Below are 21,643 nucleotides of genomic sequence, written 5' to 3' on the forward strand. Positions count from 1 at the left end.
TAATGTGTTCATCATAGAAAGCAAATAGATTTCTCACCTGATAAGTGGGGCGATATTCAATACTTTTTTCTATGGTACATATATTAAAACTATATCTTCAACAAGCATGTGTGTAAAATCTTCTTGGTAACAGGGGACATGAGTTTTTTCAAGAAGTCCTTTCACCTCAAGTAATGAAGGATGCATTACATTTTTGAGAAGCGCCAATTCTTCTACACCAATGGTGTTAGTTGAGCTTGTTGTTTGATAATTCTTCTTTGTATAACCCCACGGTTTAATTGAGTCACCGAAGCGATTATATAATTGCTGTGCCATTAATATCCCCTCAGGATCATGGTCTCCCGCGTAATAAATCGTATAGCCTTCATTGACTAGAAGATTCAATAGCTTGATTGCAGATACTCTGAATTGGCCCATTGTGCAAATGAGGGGTGGGACTCCTCCAATCTTCTCATAGACATCATCAACAATTGTTGAAAATATCCCTGATCCTTCTACTACGAAAATCACATTGTTATCCCAGATTGATCTAACCCTTGAAAATTTCATTACTTCTCTTAACGGTTCAAGAAAGGTTTTCCCTATTCGATTCCCTGCCTCATAAAGGATACTTTCTTCGACCGAGCCTATGTTGATACGTAATCCAGAAAAAGAAACATAGTTTGTAATATCATCCTTTTGAATTCCTACTGATAAAAGCAATTCCTGAATCCGCTCGGCTCTAGTTTCATATTCAAAAGCTTTTTTGTCTGTTTTCACAAAAACAATCTTAATTACATCCACAAACAATTTTCCAATTTCCTGATTTGTGTCAAAGGCATGAGGGTTCCCTGTTATTTTCGAACTAAAAAATGGCAACCGCATATCCTTTTGCAACGGTAATAGTTCAACTGCTTTAGCAATCGTCACTAGATATTCATTTAACACCTGAGGACTTTCATTATATAATTTCAGAAACCGTCTATATCCGTCTTTCTTCTTTTCCACACTTTCCACATACCATCCAAAATAAGTATGTTTTGAGATTGACTTCACCTTATTCAAAAAAGAAAGATACTTATTTCTCTCTTCCGTTTCTTGCTGTTTATGTGTTGATATCGGCTGATCATAGTATAGCTCGAGTAATGTTTTAATGTCACCGATATTGAATTCACGATCCTTTAAGGTTTCTTCCATTTTACGAAAAGTGATAGATATCGTCTTGTTTCTTCGAAAATCATCCCCAAAAAACGAAGAAATACATTCCTTCTCTTTACTTGATAGATTTTTCAAGACGACTTTTCCATTAACCTCTGCTCCATAACGTTGGTATTTCTTCAATAAAGAAAAAAAGAGTTTATCAAACCCTTCTCTTCTATCTTGAAAGTAATAAATATCTTTAACTGCTTTGTTCATTTGCTTCATCATCTACCATTCGGATGATATCTATAAAATCTAGCTGTGAACTTAATTCTTCTCTTGGCTCTACTGGTCCGATATATTCCTTTGAGATACCGTTCCACTTGTACCTGAAAAGAACAACTTGATCAGCATCCTCTGCATTTTTAAAATCATAAATCGATAAGGTTGGTACCGTTTCATAGCACCCCCATAAGCTTTGTGACGTATAGATATAATCGAAATCTAATTGCTTTAGCATTCCAAAAATTTCGCTAATATTATTCTCATCCACACCAGCAAAGGCTTCATCTAACGTAATCAGTCTTGGACAATCCTCATCCGCTTCCGAATATCTGGAGTATACTGCTGCTAGAAGTGGGATGTACATTGAGATGGCTTTTTCTCCACCACTTAGCCCATAGTAAACCTTATTAGTCAAATGTCCTAAATCGTCATTTTTTAATTTTGCATGAATCTCAAAATTAAACCATTTTCGATAATCAAATACTTCATGGATAACCTCTTTAAAACTTTTCAGCCTTTCTCCACTTCGTTCTGCAAGCTGAAGTTTACGAGTTATCTTACTTCGAAAATGAGTAATCATTTGTTCCTTTTCATATTCATGTAAAATTTCCGCATCCATACTCAAAAGCTTCACAAGCTTTCGAGTATGGATTTCTTCTTCTGTATCCTCACTGATTGGTACCCACTTGATTTTTAGACTCAGTTTACTTGATGTTCTTACTTGTGACATAATGCTGTTCATTTCCTTGATCCAATAACCGACATCACCTATTCGATCATAGATCACCTGACGAAGATCCTGTAGCAAGAACTTTTCATAAAGTTCCTTGTCTTTTTCGCTCATCCGCATTTCCTGGAGAACAATATCAGCATCTAATTTTTCAATCGCAATTTTAGGACTAAGCTCCAATTCAACCCCATTTTCAATGCGAGTCATCGTAATCACGATTCGATTTGCATATCTTTTTAATTGATTGAACTGCGAATAATGTTCTTCCAAAATACTTTCGTTTTCAATTCCGCCCCATTCATTTAGAATTGTATCCTCATCAATTGATCTCGAAAAATCAGATTGGTAACTCTTTATAGCACGAAATGCTTGATTGTAAGTTTCATAAATTCGTGATTCTAAGTACCCTATCCGATTATAAAGGTCTGGTAAAACATTAGGATACTTTTCGCTGATCTCCTGTGATAATTCTTTTGCTTGTTGAATAAGATCCTTTTCCCCCCATCTAACCATATGGAAAGTTAGATCTTTTCTGAAAATGTTCTCAGCAACCTGAACCAACTCTTTCGTTAACGGGATTTTCTGTTGATTATCTTTCAGCAGACGCAGATTATTCGCCTGGGCAATCATGATCTTCTCATTTTCTTTCTGCTTCACCTTTATTTTGTCTGGAATTTCTTGTTTAAGCTCTGTATATTTATTTAACTGGCTCGTTATTTCTTCACCACCCTTTGCCGCTAATTGTTTTTCAATATTCTCATATCGGATACCCTCTTTATCCATTTTCATATTAATACTTGATATTTCTTCATGATAGGAAGTATTTAACGATTCAAGTTCCTCAATCCATTCTGTGACCTGCTTAACATGATTGGACGCTGAATAAAAGGTCGACGTATGAAGCTCCAAACTCTGTAATTCAATTTTATATTCAGTAATTCTTTCTAGACACTCTTCAAAAAGACTATACGGAGATTCCACTCGAAATTTGGTATCCTTTAACTCTGTTCTTAGTTGGTTTTCTTCAATTGTGATTTGGACATTTATCTCTCGTAACTGCTCTTCAAGTTCATTAAGTCTTTTCTCGAAATAATCTTTTAGATATCGATCAAGTCCATCTATTTCTTTCTTTACTTCCTTCAGATGTTCACCACTTGGAAATTCCTCTCTCTCTTTTACAAGAAAATCTATTTCACGATTTCCATCCACGATTAGTGAATCAATTTCTAAAACCTTATCCTCCAACTGTTTATAACTATCCTTTAACTCTGCTAAAATATGGTCTCTATACTGAAGTCTTGCCGTTTCACCAAGGTATTTCGGCCTTTCAATTTCATGAGCTTGTCCATAAATAAAGTGGGAGTAAAATTCACCTGACTCTAAAATAAAACCATCTGATTTTTCCTCAATCGAAATACCTTCTAAGACACGACCGATCTGTTCTTCCAACGATAACCCTATTTCTGATACCCGTAAGTATTTAGTCAAATTATTAGAATGTTTTGCATGATTACTTTTTGCAACTATTGTCTTCTTGCTCACATACTCCTCATCTGCCGCTGCGACGATTATGGAATTGAGTAGTCCCGCCTCAGTAATAGCAGATTCTATTCTTGCTTTTATCGCACCATCTATATCATCGTCTAAAAACTCAACAGCCTCATAAAACGGTATAAATTGAATTCCTTCCTCGAGTAGCACATTTCGAACAGAGAGCTTTTCTTCCGAACAAACTGGGATTGGCTCATTACCAGCCTCCCAATAAGTTATCTCATCTTCAATTCGATTTCGTTTATCGTCCTGTAGCTGCCATTCCACCTGTAGATGTACGAGTTTCGCCTGAATAGCTTCACGTTCCTTTTCGTATTTATCTGTTAAAAACTGCAAAACATGATCTTCCGTAACCTTAAAATATAAGCGTTGAACAAACAATCTTAGTTTTTCCTTATCTCCTTCACTTAATGGCAAGTAAACTAAGTTGTCCATCCACTCATTTACTTCACATAAATATAAATTTAGCTCCTCTTCATACTTCTTTTCTAGACGTGCACGAGCTTTTAGTAATTCATCTCGTTCTGCCTCGACTTTATCAATGTCTTGTTTAATTCCTTTACGATCTTCTCTTATCCTTTCAATCGTTTTTGCAAGCTGAGCGACAGCCTTCATCTGATTTTCATGCTGGCTCACTTCTTTTTTCCATTCGATAAATGTGAAGGTCGTGTTTTCATACTGCTGTTCAAAAAAGTCGGACAAATGCTGATTCTCACGAAAATCCATTTCCTCTGCATAGGCATTCAACTCGTTTAAATTAGAACGGAGACTAGTTTGCGCTTTCGCGATAGCCTCATTCCATTGTTGAATTTGTTCATCGTAATTTTTCACTGATTCATTATTTTTAGAAAGCTTGTCTCTTCGGTCATTTATACTTACTTGATAAGCATGTTGATTTTCAGTCAATTTTGCTTGTTCTTGTTGTAAGGAGAAAACATCCTGATTTGCTTCCAATGACCGAATTGTCTCATCTGTGGCAGCTAAAGTTGTTTCAAGCTTATTAATCTCTTCCGTAATTTTCTTCAATTGATCTTGGTTGGTTTGAAGCTCTCTTTTCAAATCACTCTCCTTATTTAGTTGACCACGAAGCTTTTTATCACTATCAATCAAGTTTTTTGCCTTTGAATAGAGTAATAGTTCATTATACTCTTCATAAGGGAGGCTAATTCCAGCTATTAACCTCTTATCTATTTTTTGTTGATCGATTTCCTTTTTAATGTTATCGATCGTTTCAATGGTTTCAATTAATGGACGTAAATCCTCCATTGTTATATCTGGTAATGACTCACTTAAAATTTCATTCAAGGTACTCGGTTTGATCCCTGTAGTTTTCGCACTTGATAATTTTGGTGTTCGCAATTGAATAAGGAGTTTTATGAAATCCTGATATTTTTCCACCGTTGCAAAACCAAATAAGTATTTATTGACATTCTTCATGTAGTCTTCTGCCTTATCTACGACAAATCCACTTTGTCCAACAGCCTCGATCAACTGTTGTTTCGTTAATGGAACCTTAACTGTTTTACCATGTAGCACTTCCACCTTATATAACGAGAGGTTTCTAGTTCCTACTCCAACACGCTTATTATCTAGTAAAAAACATCCCCAAAAGGTCGGAGTGGTTTTATTAGGATGCGCTTCTAGCCCAATGATCGTTGTTAAATATTGGTTCGTTACACCTTTTCGATATTCCAAATACATATATCCGATTCTTCCATCAGTTAATGGAGCATTTTGTTTTCCTAATAAAACATCCCTCATTTTCCTTGAACGTGATTCAAATGGATCAAGCCTTTCTGGACTCGTTCTTCCATCTAAAACAGGCGTAATGAGACTCGTCATTGACATAGTCTTTCCACTCCCATTCGGACCATGTAGTAGCAAATTCCCGTCCTCAAAAATAAATTCCGTATCCTCATGCTTCCAAAAATTAAAAAATCCTCCGCGATTTAACTTCCAACGCATATTATTCACTTCTATTTTCCTCCACCTCAAGTTTAATAGCTGGTGACCCGTCTACAGAGTACCCGCAAATTCTTCCCATAACTTCGTAAAAAACATACTCTTTTCGAACCGAATCGAACTGCATCATATTCCAATCCGAAAAGTTCCCTGTAATTTCTTGAACGAGTGTACTTGATCCCTTAGAAATATAAGCAACAGGCCATTCATGACTATGTAAATCTCTTATTTCCTCCACCCACTGTTCCAATTGGAACCTTGTAACATATAAACTTCCATTAACATCACAGGATAATACTCCCTTTTCTAAATACTCACGGATTAGCGATGAAATCTGCATCATTAACACAGACTCTTTTCGTCTATTCGGAAAAATATCAACCTCTGTATTAGGTTCTTCTCGTGTAAGTAATGCGGAGGATTTATATAATTCAAACGAACAGCCTAGATAATTTTCAAACTCTGTACTTAACAAGTCCTGATGTTCCCTCATAAATTCAATGTCATCATCTGAAAGATTGTTTTCATTTAAACACGGAAGTAGCAACAGTTCACGATACAGTCTCTCTTTTTGAGTCAAACTTTTTCCTTGTCCCGCCTCCCATGAGAGGGTATAAATATCAATAATTGATTCCACCTTTGTAAGGTCTATCGAATTATTTCGTAAATAATAGCGATGAATAGGGGTTTTATTATAAAGAACGTCATAATTCTCACTACTTTTATACTCATCAATAGCAAACTCAACCGTTTCAATCATTCCCATCGCTTCAACATATTTCAAAACTCTTATCAGAGACAAGCGATTCTGATATCCCCTTCCTAATGTCCACTCGATCGTTTCATTCAATGGAAAATTGGTTGTAATATATTTCGTGACATCTGAAAGAACAAATTGCTCATTTAACAGTTTTTCTAAATAAGCCATCACAAGTGCAAACAGCACATAGTCTTCTTTTTTAATAAATTCTTCAATCCCCATCCATGATTTTGGTGTAATTGGTATTTTTTCTAGCTTGACTAATTCAGCTTGAATCAATAAATCATATTTAAACTTTTCATAAAAAAATTGCCGTAACTCCTCTTTTCGATCAATAATTGCAAAAAAGACCTCGGGATTTTTCTCTCTTGTAACCCAAAATGAGTGCAGTAAATACTCAATTAGTTCCTGTGTATCTTGATCAAACGCTTTTGGAATCATCTCGATCACCCCGTAAACCAAAGTTCATAATCTGACATACTTAACGTTCCATCACTAGATAAGAGTTCTATCTTTTCTTCAGAGTGGAGAACCAACTGGAATTCCCTAATCCCTTCAGCCCTCCCTATCCAATTTTTATTATTTTGTGCATCGGTAATCCAATTCAATAAGGTTTCTCGTATATAAGGATCGACCAACCCTAAATCCCTTATAATAATTGCCTCCATCTCTAATAATTGTGTTAAAAGACGCTGACGCTTCTTCTGATTCTCTTCATATGCCTTGATTGTTTTACGGATGGCTTCTTCATCACGGTAAACATAGGTTTTTTTCTTCTTCTCTCTCCTTTCCCGCTCTTTTGTCATAATAGGTACTTTATGAGGAGGATGTTCCCAGACTGTTTCTGTCGTTCTTTCTTTGCTTCGTCCTAGGGCTCTTATCTCCTTGATCGTTCTAGAACCAAAAATCATCGCCGCCATTTGATGGCATTCTGTCACTGAATCACTAGTAAAAAATAGACGTGACATTTGAAGATAATCAAGTTGACGGTTTCTACCAATGCTATTTTTTTCATTTAACTCCTTTGCCAAAGTGACAAGCCTTGGGATTGTTTCTCTAGTCTGTGAGATCATAAAGCTATATCCAGTTTGCTGACCTTCTGTTTCAACAAACCAATGATATAACCCACGCCATTCTTGCTTTAATTCATCAACTACTTCTTCAAAACTAAAACTCTCTTCATAATTAAAACTGGAAAATTTCTCTTTTGCGACCAACTCAATGATTCTATTAATTAATTGTGAATCATCAATGATCTTCAAAATCTGACAAATTTGATGATGGTATTCATGGATAGCCATGATAAATCGTTGAACATAGTTGATAAATTTATTTTTAAAGGAAATATAGGTTTCATTGTCTTCCATAATTTTCTTTTCAAATGCCAAACTATTAACATGACTTAGGTAGTCGCCAATTTCCTTCATTAATCTTTTAAAGCGTTCAAACACATCATCCCACGTTTGAACAAGGTCCTCGCACTCAGCATTTGATTTGATTAGGCTAACTTCAACCTTCGATAATCGTTTTATCTCTCCCAGTAATCGATCAACTAGAGAAATAGATAACGATCCATTTGAACGTTCCATTTCTAACTTCTTTGTTGCCGCTTCGTAGCCAATCGTATATTCAGTAGCTCGGTACATAAACCGTCTCTGCCGAAAATCCTCTAACTTCATTACCTTACCTTTATCTAAATGTGGTTCAAGGTTACCCCATCCAACCAATGTATCTAAATCCTGTTTTAAATCCTCCATTGAATACAGATTGAATCCAGGGACTTCTTTCATATAACCTAGTAATTCCTCAGTATTCAATAGAACTCTATATTTCTTGTACTCTTCATAAAAAAACCTTAATAACGAACGGTAATAGACTGTTCTTTCCGTATTTAGATATGAAACCTCTTGAATTTTCCGCTTAACGATATCGTAATTCATGATCGCACCTCCCATAATATATTATTTTTTAATATCATTTACAATTTTCTGAATATTTATACACAAAAAAGGAATTAAAACGAACTCCTTCTTTCTTGGGATTTCATTCAGTTTCAAAGAGGTTATTGACACACTAAAAAATGTAAACTAAACTAAAAATACGTAAAAGGATAATCGTTATTTTCTCCACCACATCGGCTAGAGCTGATCGCGATAAAAAAAATCACTCTTTCTCCGCCACGTTGGCTAGAGCTGGGGTGATTTTTTTTATTGTTGAAACAGTAATTTGAATTTCCCCTCTTACTTATTTGATAAATAAATGCACATCTTGATTACCTCATTAACCCAACCCTTTAGATAACTCCACCATCTTCTTAATCCCTTCATACTCCGTTTTATCAAGAATATCCACTTCATTATTAGTAGCCAATAATATTTGATCTCTGCATTTCGTAATTCTCTGAATCATTGGATGAATAGTTACACTTTGAAGATTCACAAATTCATAGAGGTCTTCAATACAGATAGGTAGTTTGTAACCTTTGCTACTACTGGCAATTAATAATCCTTGGTCTCGCAATTTCGAAACAATATTCGATCTAAAATAATGCGTTTTGATTTTTTTGTGTCGAATGGCATTAAGGTTTTCAAGAATGTCTTCTGTAATGATATATTTAGTAGGGTTTTCTCGTAATTTATATAGAAGTAACTTCAATAAATCGATTCTATCTTTCTCATCATTCTCTTCACTATAACTATTTTTATCTATATATTGATATGCCAGGTTAACAGCCTGTTTCAGGATGACTTCATCACATCTCACATTTTTATCCATTTTCGATAGATCCACAAAATAATTTCTATAGTCTTTTGGCCAATGTTCTATTCTGATAATGCGTTTTTCTAATATCTTATAGAACGTCTTGTATTCCTCTGTCAATTGGCTTGTATCATAGCCCTTAGCTATTGTTCCTGCAACAAGATCAGCTAATTGAATTAGGACATTCAACTTACTATTATTAAACCCGAAACTAGAGTGATTGAATAAATCCGGGATGCTCTTCCGATTCACATATCTCTTAAATTCTTCCATAAATTATTTATTTCCAAACTCATCAGCTACAAGTTCCAGTTGCTCAAATGTTTTATATAAATCATCGTATAATTGGCTATTTAGAAACTTAAAAAAAGACTTCTTATGACGAATACCTCCGTCCTCTCTAAATTTCCGTTTATCAATCACATAAGCAAAAATATTGAAAGGAAGATCCTTTAGCTCATGTAGAATCAAGCTTCTTCTCTTATGATTGTTTTTTATTTTACTTGATTTCATTTCTCCAGTCTGAAAAAACTTCTGCCTAATGGATTCAACCTTCTTCTCCAATACATCCTTATTAGAACCCTTAACAAGAATGGCAACGATGATAAAATAGGTAGAAACGTCATCCTTCTCAAAATCAAAACCATAATTTCCATACTCATCTACAAAAGCAAATTGAATCTCATTCATCAGCGTTCACTCCAACCTATAAAAATGATTGATTATTTCGAATAATTTCGATATGGCTTTGTAATTCTCCTTTTGTTTTTGTAAATTAATAGCGTTAGTCACTGAATAGGCATAAATAAAAACAGACATGCAGTATAAACTATTGCACACCTGTTTTTTAATGGAATCTCTCTTTTCATCGGAAAATCAATATTATAACTTTGTCATATTCTTATCATTGTTTTTTAATAAAAAATTCGGATTTGTGTAGTTATGAATTATTTTAGAAGAACTAGACAAAATATCATTCGTAGATACCAATGTCATAAGAGTATAATTATTGAAATCATTCTTTGAAATGTCTGATCTTATATATTCTTCTGGAAAATCTACATGTTTATCTAACTCATCAAGATTTTTACTCCAATCTTCGGGAGTAATGCCCTTATTAATTACTGAATGTAAATTTTTAGCCCATTCTTCTGGAGAACAAAACCATCCTATACGTTTCATTACCTCATAATAATCTTCAACTGTTTTTTGTGCTGATTCAGGAGTATATTTATCTGGGAATAATCTATGGAGTTCTTTAGCAATTTCTTGTTCATACATATCAAACTCACAATACTTCTTCATAAACCCAACCTCCTCCTTTTTTCATATACCAAATCCCTTTTATTGTAAGCATCGTGTTTGCTAATTCCTCATTACTAAAAGTAATTTGATAACCTAAATCAAATGTATTTCGAAATTTACCATCGTTACCTCTAATAATTTTTTCATAAAACTCATCCACCACATTATTATCATTATTTAGATATCTATATACATCTTTACCTATAAAATCCTTAATTGAGTTATCTGCCATGGGACCAGAAATTATATCTGAATGACAAGAATATCCTAATATCTCACATGGATCTTCATTAGGATACGCTCTATGAGCTAAAATATACTCAGCCCACTTACGATTTACACCTAAATAAACATGGTGATTATAATTAAATGGACAGGGCTCTGGATTACATCGTAAATCTAAGACACATCCTACGGACTGTCCACCATGATATCTACTTAACAATTTAGCACGTTTATAGGCTTGTTTGATATCATTAGTTGTATAAAAACCATTTCCAAAATCTTTTTCGGGTAACCAACATGTTGAATCTGCAATGTTTTCTTTGAAACTTTCTATATTTTCTATATGTGTAGCGTGATAAATTTGATGGGGTAACTCAACATGATTTGTAATCGCCATTTAGTCTCCTCAAAACAAAAAAATTATTTAATATATAATTCTAATTATACTCTTATACCCAAAATATGTTAATTATTAAATTCTTAATTTTCAAGAGATAAAACAGTATTTTCTATTGTTTAAGGACACTATAATTTTATTAAATATCTAAATATTTACAAGTTCATAAAAAATAGAGAAACTGAGATAGCTACCAAAGCCTATAATGCTAGGACCCCACATTTTTGCTTCGTAACCAGTTACCTCCTCAAAAATATCTAATAACTGATAGGCATCTGCCTTCTTCTTCTCATTTTCCACACTTTCAATAAATTCAATTACACTTTTGTCGGTTTCTTTCATCTTTGGTTCATTCATACATTCACTCTCTCCTATTCTCTGAGTAAACATGGGGACGGTTCTATTGTATACTTTTCATACCTAACAACCATCCCGCTGTTTCCTAAACCTAACTTATTACTTCCTTATTTCTATATTCCCATCATCATCTATACTAACGAATCCCTTACCAACATTTAAATCAATAGCTTCTTGTACATACTCCTCCGCTTGACTAGTAATCCGATTGTATCTAAGCTGTTTTAGTACCTCACGAATTAGATCAACTCTTGGGAGTCGTAGTGCAGTGTTCATAATTTCCATAATACCATTGGCATATTCCACTTTACTGATATCCTGTAGGGCTCTCTTTTCATTGGTGTGTTTACGGAAATCAGTATATGAATGATATTGTTCTTGATCTTTCCAGATAAAGTCTCCTTTTTCTTCAGTTTCTATATGGAGCTTCATCGTTGTTAATGCCCCTCGTATGACTGACTCTATTTTTGCACCGCTTCTGTTAAAGCCCCATGCATTGACAATGGCCTTTGTCATTTGTGAAAAGCTAATCGGAGCACCTTCATGAACTAGTCGCTCTATCTGTGTTCTTATAATCGGCAAGCCTTGGTAGGTGTAAAAATGTTCGTTATTCAAATCAACATCAACTAATTCGACAGGGTGATAATCATTATGCTTTTCTTCTATTTCCTCAATTGGAATCATGAGATTACTTATCTTCTGTTGTATCGACTCTTCCTTCTTTTCTTCTTGAATCTTCATTGAAGCATTTTCCTTTGGGCTTGAGTTATGTTCTATTTCCTTCAATTGATTTAGGAGATTTTCAACTTGTTTATTCTCATCATGCCACCATTCTATCGACCAAATTTTAATGATGTGCCATCCTAATCGCTCTAAGATGATGTCACTTAATTTATTCCGGTCTCGAGTAGTCTTACGGCTTGCATAGTTAGGTCCGTCAAGTTGAATGGCAGCCATATATTGCCCTTCATGACTAGGGTGTACTACCGCTAAATCTAATTTAAATTCACTTTTACCAACGTCCATTTCCACTTTATAACCCTTTTCTTCTAATGTTGCTTTGATCTTAGTTACAATCGTATTGTATTTTGTTTTCCTTCTATTGCGATTTTCTAATAACAGAGGTTCATTCCCTCTTTTTGCAAATTCCATAAAGGAACGCAAGCTATGAACTCCCTCAGCTTTCGTACGTGAAAGATTAATTTTGTCTGGTTCCATTGAGGCAAAGATCATCATTTCCTTCTTAGCTCTAGAGACTGCTACATTAAGACGACGCCATCCTCCATCACGGTTTAAGGGACCAAAATTCAATGATACCTGACCCGCTTCATCTGGACCGTATCCAACTGTAAATAGAATGACATCTCTCTCATCACCTTGAACATTTTCTAAGTTCTTCACAAATACCGGTTCCTTTACTTCATCGTTGAAAAACTTCTCCAACGTCGGATCATCCTTCAATCTCTCGTCAATCATGTCCTCAATGAGTGTTTGCTGAACTTGACTAAACGTAACGACACCAATACTTTCAAGTTGTTTTACAGGATCTTTTAGTCTTGTGAAAATTTCATTAACAACGGCTTCAGCTTCCTTTTTATTCTGCTTTGTCTTTCCACGGTCATAGACGCCTCCTACATTTCTGAAAGAAACACGTGAGACAATGTCATCAATTGAAGGAAACGTAATCAATTTATTTTCATAAAAATGATTGTTTGAAAAAGAGATCAGGCTTTCGTGCTCACTTCGATAGTGCCATCTAAGATGCTTCTGTGGCATTCTTATTGACAAGCAGTCATCCAAAACACTCTCCAAATCCTGCACATCAAAGTCTTCCTCTGTTTGTTGTGCGCTAAAGAAGCTTGTTGGTGGCAATTGTTTCGGATCACCTACTACAATCACATGATTCCCTCTTGCCATTGCACCGATTGCTTCACTAGTAGGTAACTGAGAAGCCTCATCGAAAATAACCAGGTCAAATTTAGGAAAGCTTGGATCCAAGTATTGTGCTACTGATAGTGGGCTCATTAACATACATGGTTTAATTTTAGGTAATAGATTCGGTATACGTTCAAAAAGTTGACGTATCGCAATTCCTCTTCCTTTGCTTTTAATTGCCTTCATCAAAATGCCTGGCTCAGAATTTTGAATCACATTGTTCATTAAGTTAGGAACACGTTCCATTAATTTAACGTAAACCTCTAGTTTTGTTATTTCACTTATTTGATCATCAAGGTGATAGAATTTTTGTAATTTGTTTTCGAATGCTGCTTTTGTAAAATGAGATAGTGTCTTGCTATTGGTTATTTCTTCATCAATGCGTATTCGATAAAAACCATATAAATAAGTTGAAAGTAGATGTTGATGATCAATGTCTCCATTTAAGTAAGGAGTTGTGACATGTTCTAAACCACACGAATTTGCGTCCTGTATCGTGCGAGCAAGATGGCAGCTGTCTTTTAACATAGGTAAGGCATCTATCAGTTGAGTTGCTTTTTTCTCAATGTAGTTAGCCCAATCAACTTGTTCTGGGTCATAGAACGTTGAAATGCTAAGTTCTTTTTCAATAAATCCCCAACTATTCATTAGTTCATCAAAAATTCCCTTGTAAGTTTTCATTTGCTTTTTAAACTCAGATTTAAAAAGCACATGTTTGTTACCCTCTAGATTCTGAGCTACTTCAGCTATATAGCTTGGCGTATTGTCGATCGCTTTTATCGTTGAGCGGACTGATTCAGACCAAGTCAATCCTTTGTCTATTTCATCCCATTTTCCATTTGTATCCTCCCACAGCTCGGTGAAGAATTCATTCATCACTTCACTATGCTGATCCAGCACTTGTTTGTTTTCTTGTACTCGTTGAATGGTAGTGAGTAGCTTTTCTAGCTCACTTGCAGCTATTTTGTCTTTGGAGATTAAAAATTTCTTAAGTTCATTTGTAACCTTATTTTTGCCGATTACTTTCTTAAGAAACCAGCTGTTCTCGGCAACTCTTAACTCCTGAAGCAGAGAGTCCGTGTTCACTTTTACAATGGACTTATCAAACCTTTGTACTAATTCGTCCATATCAGCATCCCGCTGTCTACCACTGTTTATTACATCAATAATGTTAGTCTTCACCTTATCAAAAGATTCTTCACCTACAATGGATAGATTGATAGTAGGTATCGTCAGTAAGGATGGAATGATTTCTCGGACAAACCTGTACCATTTATGTTCTTTATTTCGGCCTTCTAATCCTACTTTTTCAAAGGACTTTTCTATCTCTACTAACTTTTTTGAATTTAGATTAATTGTAGTTAGATGTTCTTTCATGTGATCGAGAAGCTTTAATGAATACTCCGTTTGTTCTATGCGTACCCAGGGATTATTTTGAACACTTCCGCACACTTCACCTGCAATTGCTATTTTCTCGATGAGTTGTTTAGATTTTACAAACGCTTCTTCATTCATCTCTCTTACTTTGTCTCTATCAAAGTCTATTTCTTTTTTCGGTTTATCTAAACCAGAATAGATTTCTATCATTTGATAGATACTCTGCCCTAATGATGTTGTGTGGTGGAGATCATGTACGTATTTGTTTAGTTCTTTCTTTACTTCCTTTATCTCCTCTGCCTTTTCACTCCAATTTGTGCCCCGTGTTTTATACTGGTTTTCAAAGGAGGACTCAAGTTGAGCCAGAATATCTTTCTTCTGACCTTTATTAGAGTAGACCTCAAGACAGAAATTACCTAATCCGATATCTGTAAGTCTTGATTGTACGACACTTAAAGCAGCCATTTTTTCCGCAACAAAAAGGACTGTTTTACCTGTTGCAAGTGCGTGAGAAATCATATTAGTTATTGTTTGTGATTTCCCTGATCCAGGTGGACCATGCAAAACAAAACTATTCCCTTCGCCAGTTGCTAATACAGCTTCTGTCTGAGTACTATCAGAACTTAATGGCATATAAATCTTTTCTTCCTCATCCTTTTCGGTAGTTAACGGAGTCGTCATTGACTCACTAATTTCTCCAACATAATTCCCTTCAATTAAGCTTTTAACTACTTTATTCTTTTTAAAAACGTCTGTATGGTTAACAAGATCATTCCACATAACAAATTTAGAAAAAGAAAATACTCCTATACTAGCTGATTCCTGCACGTCCCAATTTTTCATATGCATGATGACTCTACGTAATGTTGTTAGGACTTTCTTAACGTCAGCTCCGTGGTCATCCTTTGGAATTTCATAAAGAGGTGATGCGTCTATTTCAAACTTTTGCCGTAGATATTCAATGAGTGAAATATTAATTTGGATGTCTTCGTCTCTCGCTCGAATATAGTATCCTTTTTTTGCTGAAACTCGGACCAAATCTATCGGCATTAATAATATGGGTGCATACCGCTCAGTTGAATATGATTTAGGTTCATACCACTTTAAAAATCCAAGCGCAACAAATAGAGAATTAGCTCCACTTTCCTCCAATGTGTTTTTTGCATTCCTGTACAACTTAACTAGTTCTTTTTCTAGTTTTAGTTCAGATAAAGTTGAGCGTAAACGATTATTTTTCATATCTTCATGAAGAATCTGTGAATGCAAGATTGCATGTTGGTCCTTAAAATCTCTCACTTGATTACGTAGTTCAGCTGGTAATGTCTGAATGTATACTTTTTTACCCATTGATAGGATATCCTCAGTTTTTGCGATGTCAGAAGTAACTAATGGGATGCCCTGAGTATGAATACGGTAATTAATTAAATTATTTCGCAAACTCATATCAATCAATCTATTTTGCCAATAGGTTACTTTATCTGTTTGTTTGTTCAGATCATCTGATCCTGTATCCGATTCTGGTATGACCTCGACCTTATCAAAAGCAAAGTTGTTATTAACCTTAACAGGCTCCTCGTTGTTTGATAGAACTTCCAGTTTGTCTCCGTTTACTTTTTTTAATGCAATGGGTCTTATTTGGCCAATACGACTTCTGTATACATCAATAAAAAATTGAAAGTAATTTGGTTTTTCTATACTACTTCTCGCATGCTGAACAGCACTGTTGAAACTAGTTTTACTATTAGTTAACAAAGTGGATTCGACAGCGACTATTTCATTAATACCACTTGCCATCTTCTTCGTTAAAATACTTTTATCATCTTGAAAACTTTCTGGTGAGGATTGTTCCTTTAACCAAAATGCTGGAAATGCATGTCCTTGAAGAAAAACAACGATCGGATGTATTCCAATCGCTTCAGCACAAGCTGCATAAAGTAAGGTTAAATCCAGACAGGTTCCCAGCTTATGTTCCTTCATCACATCAGGGAAACGGATTTTCTGACCTTCCTCTTCAAAACTGGCTGGTGGGTTAGCATAAACAATTTGGTGTGATTGTATCGCAGAATAAATAGCCGATAATTGAGCTAATACTCGATTAGCATCTCCACTTTGATAACCATCCAACGCGTTATTGCCAGTATTCGTCTCCAAAATCACAGATGCTTGTTTAATGATTTCCATAATAAAAGGTCTGTTTGGTGTAATAAAACTGGAGATTATCTCTGGGACAACAGAAGAACCCGGCCAAGAGTCAAATGATAGAACATCTATTGGCACGTAGTCTTCATGAAGTACACTATCTCCTGATGTAATCTTAAGATGGAGATGCCCTCTCACACTTTCGTCAAGGCTACTGAGATACTCTGAAGATAGTATAAGATCTGGTTTAAATTCTACTATTTCACCAGCTTCTAACTCTTCAAGATTTAAGGTGAAGGGTTCAGCGAAAGAAGGATTGGTTGTAATATGTATTTTAAGATTGGTAAAAGCTTCAGTGGTGGTATTTTTTAAAGAAAGGAATTTGATAACAGGCACATGAACTTGTTGCAGCGCAAAACTAACTTTCCGATCATACTCAAACTCGCAACTAATAATCGACTCCATCTGGCTACCCCCATTTACATTTTCATAGCATACAAATATTGACACTATTATAACAAAATTAGCCGAAATTTACCGAATGCTGTAGTAAAGATTCACAGTAAATTACAATATTGCTATTTATTCGACAAGTGACAGGCACTTCTCATGATTATCTTATCTTTAAACACACCAAAAAATACCAGTTTATACCACGGGAATTTCATTTTATCAAGGGAACTAGAAGTGATTGGAAAGTGCTGGGGAGACATGTTACAAAAGAAAGTCTATAAAGATGCTACAATTAGGTACCTCGTTAAAAACAAGCTTAGATTTATTGCTCTGAGCTTGTGGCATGTTATTTATTGTGTGATTTAAGCTTTGAATTCAAATGCTATTCTGTTTGGTATGATAAATTTTCTCCACAATTAATTAACTACTTACCTTCAGCGTTCCCCCTTTTTATTACATTTTTTATTTTCAACATCGAATTAGCATTTATTTGAAATTCATATGGTACTTTCACTTCTTCAACTGTACAGCCGTTATCAATGAGATACCTTATTAATTTATCCAACTCTTCATATCGTTTCCCTTTGGAATCAACTAAAGGGAATATACGAACTTCCTCCTTCTTAACTCTTAATAACTCGTTAAGTGTTTCAATATGAATTTGGTAATCTAATTTATCTGCATACGTAAAAAGAAAATGTGCAGAAAGAAGAAGATCAAACTCATGTAACGGGAATATATGTGTCACTTGATTCGCTCATATGACAAGTACATTCCTGTAAAGCACTGAAGTCCTTTATTTTTCAAATCTTCGCCCGAATGACAATAGGCAATATCACAATCTGTTATATCTAAACCTGAATGGTTCCCCACAGCTGTAAAATAAAAGGAGAAATTTCGGCTAAATCAGAAAATAGCCTTATTTCTCTTAAAATAAAGGAACTTTTTCCGCTTATAGCCCCCAAATCATTAAATTTCGGCTTTTTTAGAGCAGTTAACCGAAAATCCTCCTCTTATATCAGCCCTTTCAGCCCCCTCTAAACACATTAACGGTAAATTCTTCCCTTATCACTTTAACACCATGAATAAAATGCTTCCTAGACGGTACAATAAAAATTCACGTGAACAAATGAATCGACTACCTTTATTTCTTACCATTAAGGAGGGGATTTATATGTTTTGTACAAATTGTGGGAATAAAGTAGCTGCACACGATAAATTTTGCTCGAGCTGTGGCAAAGAAATAAAAAGAAATGACCACTTCGTACAATCCGAATCGTCCACTGCCCAGCAAACCTCTAGTAGGAAAAACACTGAACATCAATCACCGATCAATTCCGTTTACATTGTATATGGGGTTATTTTATTAGTAGCTTATTATATTGTCTTAGCGATGTTTGTCCCTGCATATGGAGATGTTGCACCTTGGCTTTTAGTGATATCGGTCTTTCTTATTGATCGGTGGGTTTTTCATAAATTAAGGCTGTTTTCGTATAGATTGTTGCTAATCACTCAGCAGCCTGAATACACTCCGCGTCCTGTGGGGTGACCGGTGAGCCTCCTCGTCGCAGGCTCCTGCGGGGTCTCACTTTGCTCACTTTTCCCACGGGAGTCTCCGTGTATTCAGGCTGCTTGAAACTACTTTCTACTCTTAAAACAACAAACTTTGAGAAAACAGCCTAAATTAAAGAAACAGAATATCCAGGAAGTATTTATTCTACTTGCTTGTGCTAGCTTTGTTTCTGCCCTTTTTTTTGCTGTGTCTTCCGGAGAAAATGCTGGTGGCGGACTTTTCTTTGCAATGTTATCAACCTTCATTAATATGGGCATAGCCTATGTATCATTATTGGCTACTCGAAAGCTTGAAAAAGTACTAAAAGAATCAAATAGTAAAACAACATAGGTAGTTAGGTGGTAGTGATGATCAATAAGTTTAAGACTCTACATCCAGTGATTAAATTAATAGTAGCTGTTACACTCTTTATCCTCGTTGGATTCCTTGTGACCAATATTGCAACCTATTTTCTTGAACGTCAAGTAGATGAGGAAGATATCGCATATGCCGAATGGTATGATGGAACCTTCTCTGAAATGAATGATCTAATTAGCGAAGTCCAATCTATTTATGACAATATCAGTAGTTATCCAGATACGCATATTGACTTAACTTCTTATAGGAGGATGAAAGTTCATCTTCATGCCTTATCAGACGAAATGGTAAACTATCCCAAACCACATAATCGAATCCTAAAAGAAGCACATAAGCATTATGTAAAGGAATCAATACATGCACTTCAAGCTCTGGACGGTCTTGATGAATACGTGGATAACCGCCAATATTTCAGCTCTGGTCCATCCAATTTTTTAGATAATATGTTAAAGGCAAATACATACGGGATGAAAGCTGGCGGTCTCGTATATGATTTTCGTGACATAAATAACGAATGGTAATCGCTTTGAATGAATACTTTTCATTAGATATATTAAAAAACGGAATCCTATTCTAGATTCCGTTCCTTGTTCTTCTATTGATGTTTATTCAAAATTCCTCTGCACATACCTAGCCTCTTCTTCCGCACTCAACACCCCAGTTGCTTTCCCAACAGTACCTCCCTGCAATTCCCAGATGGAGTTATGGTCATGATGTGCCCTTGAGAAGTCGCCGTCCTTCCAATTGTTTAGGATATGTAGATATGTGCTTTCATGTTTGTAATCATTGGCTTGAATGACTTCAATGAGTCGGTCAATTCTTGCGGGAGTGATTTGTAGTGCTCCCCATTTTTTATCAGCTTTCACTTTTTGGTGACTCATCTTATGGATGGCATCCTGCACGGCAGATTCGGACATATCGAACGGAAACACTTTTTCTGCATCCTCAATATCGTCCTTAGTAATCGGTGCTGCTTGCTCGTCTTCTTCATCTACGCTCTCACTTGTTTCCGCGCTTTCTTTCGTTTCTTCCGCAATCACTTCTACCTTCTCCTCAGCTGGAGTGGATTGAACGGTATACATATATCCGAAAAAAGCGATTATAATGATGACTCCTGCAATAATTAAGGTTGGCTGTAATTTGTTTTTCAATATGAAAACTCCCCATGTTCTTGTAATAGTTGTATTTGAAAAATCAATCAATCTACCAATCTCCTAATAATTGTAATACATTTCATGATGAAAAGCACGAAAGACACCTTTGATTCTATAAAATCATTTTCTATTTCTTGGATAAGGTCTATATTTTCCTAATTAAAAAAATAAAAAGCCCCACACCTATAAGTGCGAAGCCTTCACCTAATACCAATCTTTTCAAAACCCCTAATACTCCGAAGCCACCTTCTTATACCCCATCAACCTCTCATACTCTTCGATCGTAATCGTCAATATCGTTCCATGCTTAAAGCCATATGGAAACGTAAAAGATTGATCAGAACGCACAAATTTCCCACTAGATAGATGGTCAGCAACGAACGGAACATACCCTTGTTCTTCTGCTGCACATCCATAAAAATCTAAGAATAAGCACCATTTACCATCCTCTAATTTCACAGCTGTTGGAGCTTCATATAACCCTTCTTGAAGGGACTCCATGCTCTGATCAAACTCATCAATCCTTTCAAATGGTCCAGTAATATTCTCAGATTCCAACAGGATAATTCGAGCTGGATTCTTTTCACTTTTTACGAATAAATAGTACTTACCATCTTCCTCATACATCGCTGAATCTATGACTCCACTGTCATCCTTCCGATATAGAACCTCTGCATTGGTGAAATCTTTAAAGTCCTTTGTGCGAGAATAGTAAATTCCCTTCTCTCCAAAATGGTTCGAACGATGGGAGGATGACCAGTGAATCACATAATCATCATTTTTCTTGTCATAGATGATATCTGGTGCCCACAAACAGCCGAAATCCTCATCACCTAACTTGATCATTCTCTGTTCAGACCAATGAATCAAGTCATCAGACTCCCACATCACCAAACATTTACTTCCGTTCCGACCAATTTCATCCCATGAATGCTGATACTTATTCAGCATTCCATAGGACAAGCTCAAGTCTGTGGCTAAAATGACAAACTTACCTTCTTCTGTTCTAATAATGGTAAAATCTCGGACGCCTTTATCCCCATAATAGCTCCATAAGACTGGGTTCCCGTTATTGACCTCTTCCCACATGAAGCCGTCCTTACTAAGGCCGAAGTATACCTGTTCGCCGTCTGGAGTTCTTTTTTCCTTGAAATGAACGAATAAGTAAGCCTGCATGATTTAGATACCTCCACAATTTAGTAGC

The 21,643-nt window shown here is 35.5% G+C and carries 13 protein-coding genes and 2 pseudogenes; 3 read left to right on the plus strand and 12 right to left on the minus strand.

The features are described 5' to 3' along the window. Positions 1-69: 69 nt before the first annotated feature. The 10 genes and pseudogenes from F7888_RS12935 to F7888_RS12985 form a co-directional block, all read right to left on the minus strand. Positions 70-1,395, minus strand: a complete 1,326-nt coding sequence (locus F7888_RS12935; RefSeq protein WP_191780107.1) for a TIGR02679 domain-containing protein — start codon at positions 1,393-1,395, stop codon at positions 70-72. Further along, complete coding sequence (locus F7888_RS12940) at positions 1,379-5,650, minus strand: TIGR02680 family protein (protein WP_225228789.1); 4,272 nt, start codon at positions 5,648-5,650, stop codon at positions 1,379-1,381. Before F7888_RS12940 ends, F7888_RS12935 begins: the two co-directional genes overlap by 17 nt. A gap of 1 nt (position 5,651) precedes the next feature. Continuing rightward, the gene (locus F7888_RS12945) at positions 5,652-6,848 is read right to left on the minus strand and encodes a TIGR02678 family protein (RefSeq protein ID WP_191780110.1); all 1,197 of its coding nucleotides are present in this window, start codon (positions 6,846-6,848) and stop codon (positions 5,652-5,654) included. 5 nt (positions 6,849-6,853) lie between these two features. After that, positions 6,854-8,347: a TIGR02677 family protein gene (locus F7888_RS12950; protein WP_191780112.1), complete on the minus strand. Its 1,494-nt coding sequence runs from the start codon at positions 8,345-8,347 to the stop codon at positions 6,854-6,856. A 340-nt stretch (positions 8,348-8,687) separates the two neighbouring features. Beyond that, positions 8,688-9,857 (minus strand): annotated as a pseudogene (locus F7888_RS23070) (DUF3800 domain-containing protein). A 192-nt stretch (positions 9,858-10,049) separates the two neighbouring features. Beyond that, a complete protein-coding gene (locus F7888_RS12965) occupies positions 10,050-10,472 on the minus strand; it encodes a hypothetical protein (protein WP_191780118.1) in 423 nt (140 codons plus the stop codon). Further along, on the minus strand, positions 10,456-11,094 hold the full coding sequence (locus F7888_RS12970) for a DUF3990 domain-containing protein (protein WP_191780119.1): 639 nt from the start codon (positions 11,092-11,094) through the stop codon (positions 10,456-10,458). The genes F7888_RS12965 and F7888_RS12970 overlap by 17 nt, the downstream gene beginning before the upstream one ends. 186 nt (positions 11,095-11,280) lie before the next feature. Beyond that, positions 11,281-11,451 (minus strand): annotated as a pseudogene (locus F7888_RS12975) (YolD-like family protein); the annotation flags it as partial. Between the two features lie 99 nt (positions 11,452-11,550). Further along, positions 11,551-17,367 carry a DUF3320 domain-containing protein gene (locus tag F7888_RS12980; protein WP_191780121.1) on the minus strand — a complete coding sequence of 1,939 codons (5,817 nt, stop codon included), beginning with the start codon at positions 17,365-17,367 and terminating at the stop codon, positions 11,551-11,553. Between the two features lie 412 nt (positions 17,368-17,779). Further along, positions 17,780-18,103, minus strand: coding sequence for a hypothetical protein (locus F7888_RS12985; RefSeq protein WP_225228778.1), 324 nt, complete (start codon positions 18,101-18,103; stop codon positions 17,780-17,782). Between the two features lie 426 nt (positions 18,104-18,529). Between F7888_RS12985 and F7888_RS12990 the strand changes: the two genes are divergently transcribed. From F7888_RS12990 to F7888_RS13000, 3 genes are all read left to right on the plus strand, one after another. Continuing rightward, positions 18,530-18,904 (plus strand): zinc-ribbon domain-containing protein, encoded by a 375-nt coding sequence (locus F7888_RS12990; RefSeq protein WP_191780123.1) that lies wholly within the window; start codon positions 18,530-18,532, stop codon positions 18,902-18,904. 117 nt (positions 18,905-19,021) lie between these two features. Next, positions 19,022-19,258: a hypothetical protein gene (locus F7888_RS12995; RefSeq protein WP_191780124.1), complete on the plus strand. Its 237-nt coding sequence runs from the start codon at positions 19,022-19,024 to the stop codon at positions 19,256-19,258. A gap of 17 nt (positions 19,259-19,275) precedes the next feature. Further along, entirely contained in the window at positions 19,276-19,806 is a 531-nt protein-coding gene (locus F7888_RS13000; RefSeq protein WP_191780127.1) for a hypothetical protein, read from the plus strand. Between the two features lie 84 nt (positions 19,807-19,890). On the opposite strand, the gene F7888_RS13005 is transcribed toward F7888_RS13000, so the two are convergent. Further along, complete coding sequence (locus F7888_RS13005; RefSeq protein WP_191780128.1) at positions 19,891-20,436, minus strand: DUF6241 domain-containing protein; 546 nt, start codon at positions 20,434-20,436, stop codon at positions 19,891-19,893. A gap of 231 nt (positions 20,437-20,667) precedes the next feature. Next, the gene (locus F7888_RS13010) at positions 20,668-21,615 is read right to left on the minus strand and encodes a glycoside hydrolase family 43 protein (protein ID WP_191780130.1); all 948 of its coding nucleotides are present in this window, start codon (positions 21,613-21,615) and stop codon (positions 20,668-20,670) included. Positions 21,616-21,643: the final 28 nt, after the last annotated feature.

The sequence above is a fragment of the Litchfieldia stipae genome (assembly GCF_014837155.1).
Classification (GTDB): Bacteria; Bacillota; Bacilli; order Bacillales; family Bacillaceae_L; genus Litchfieldia.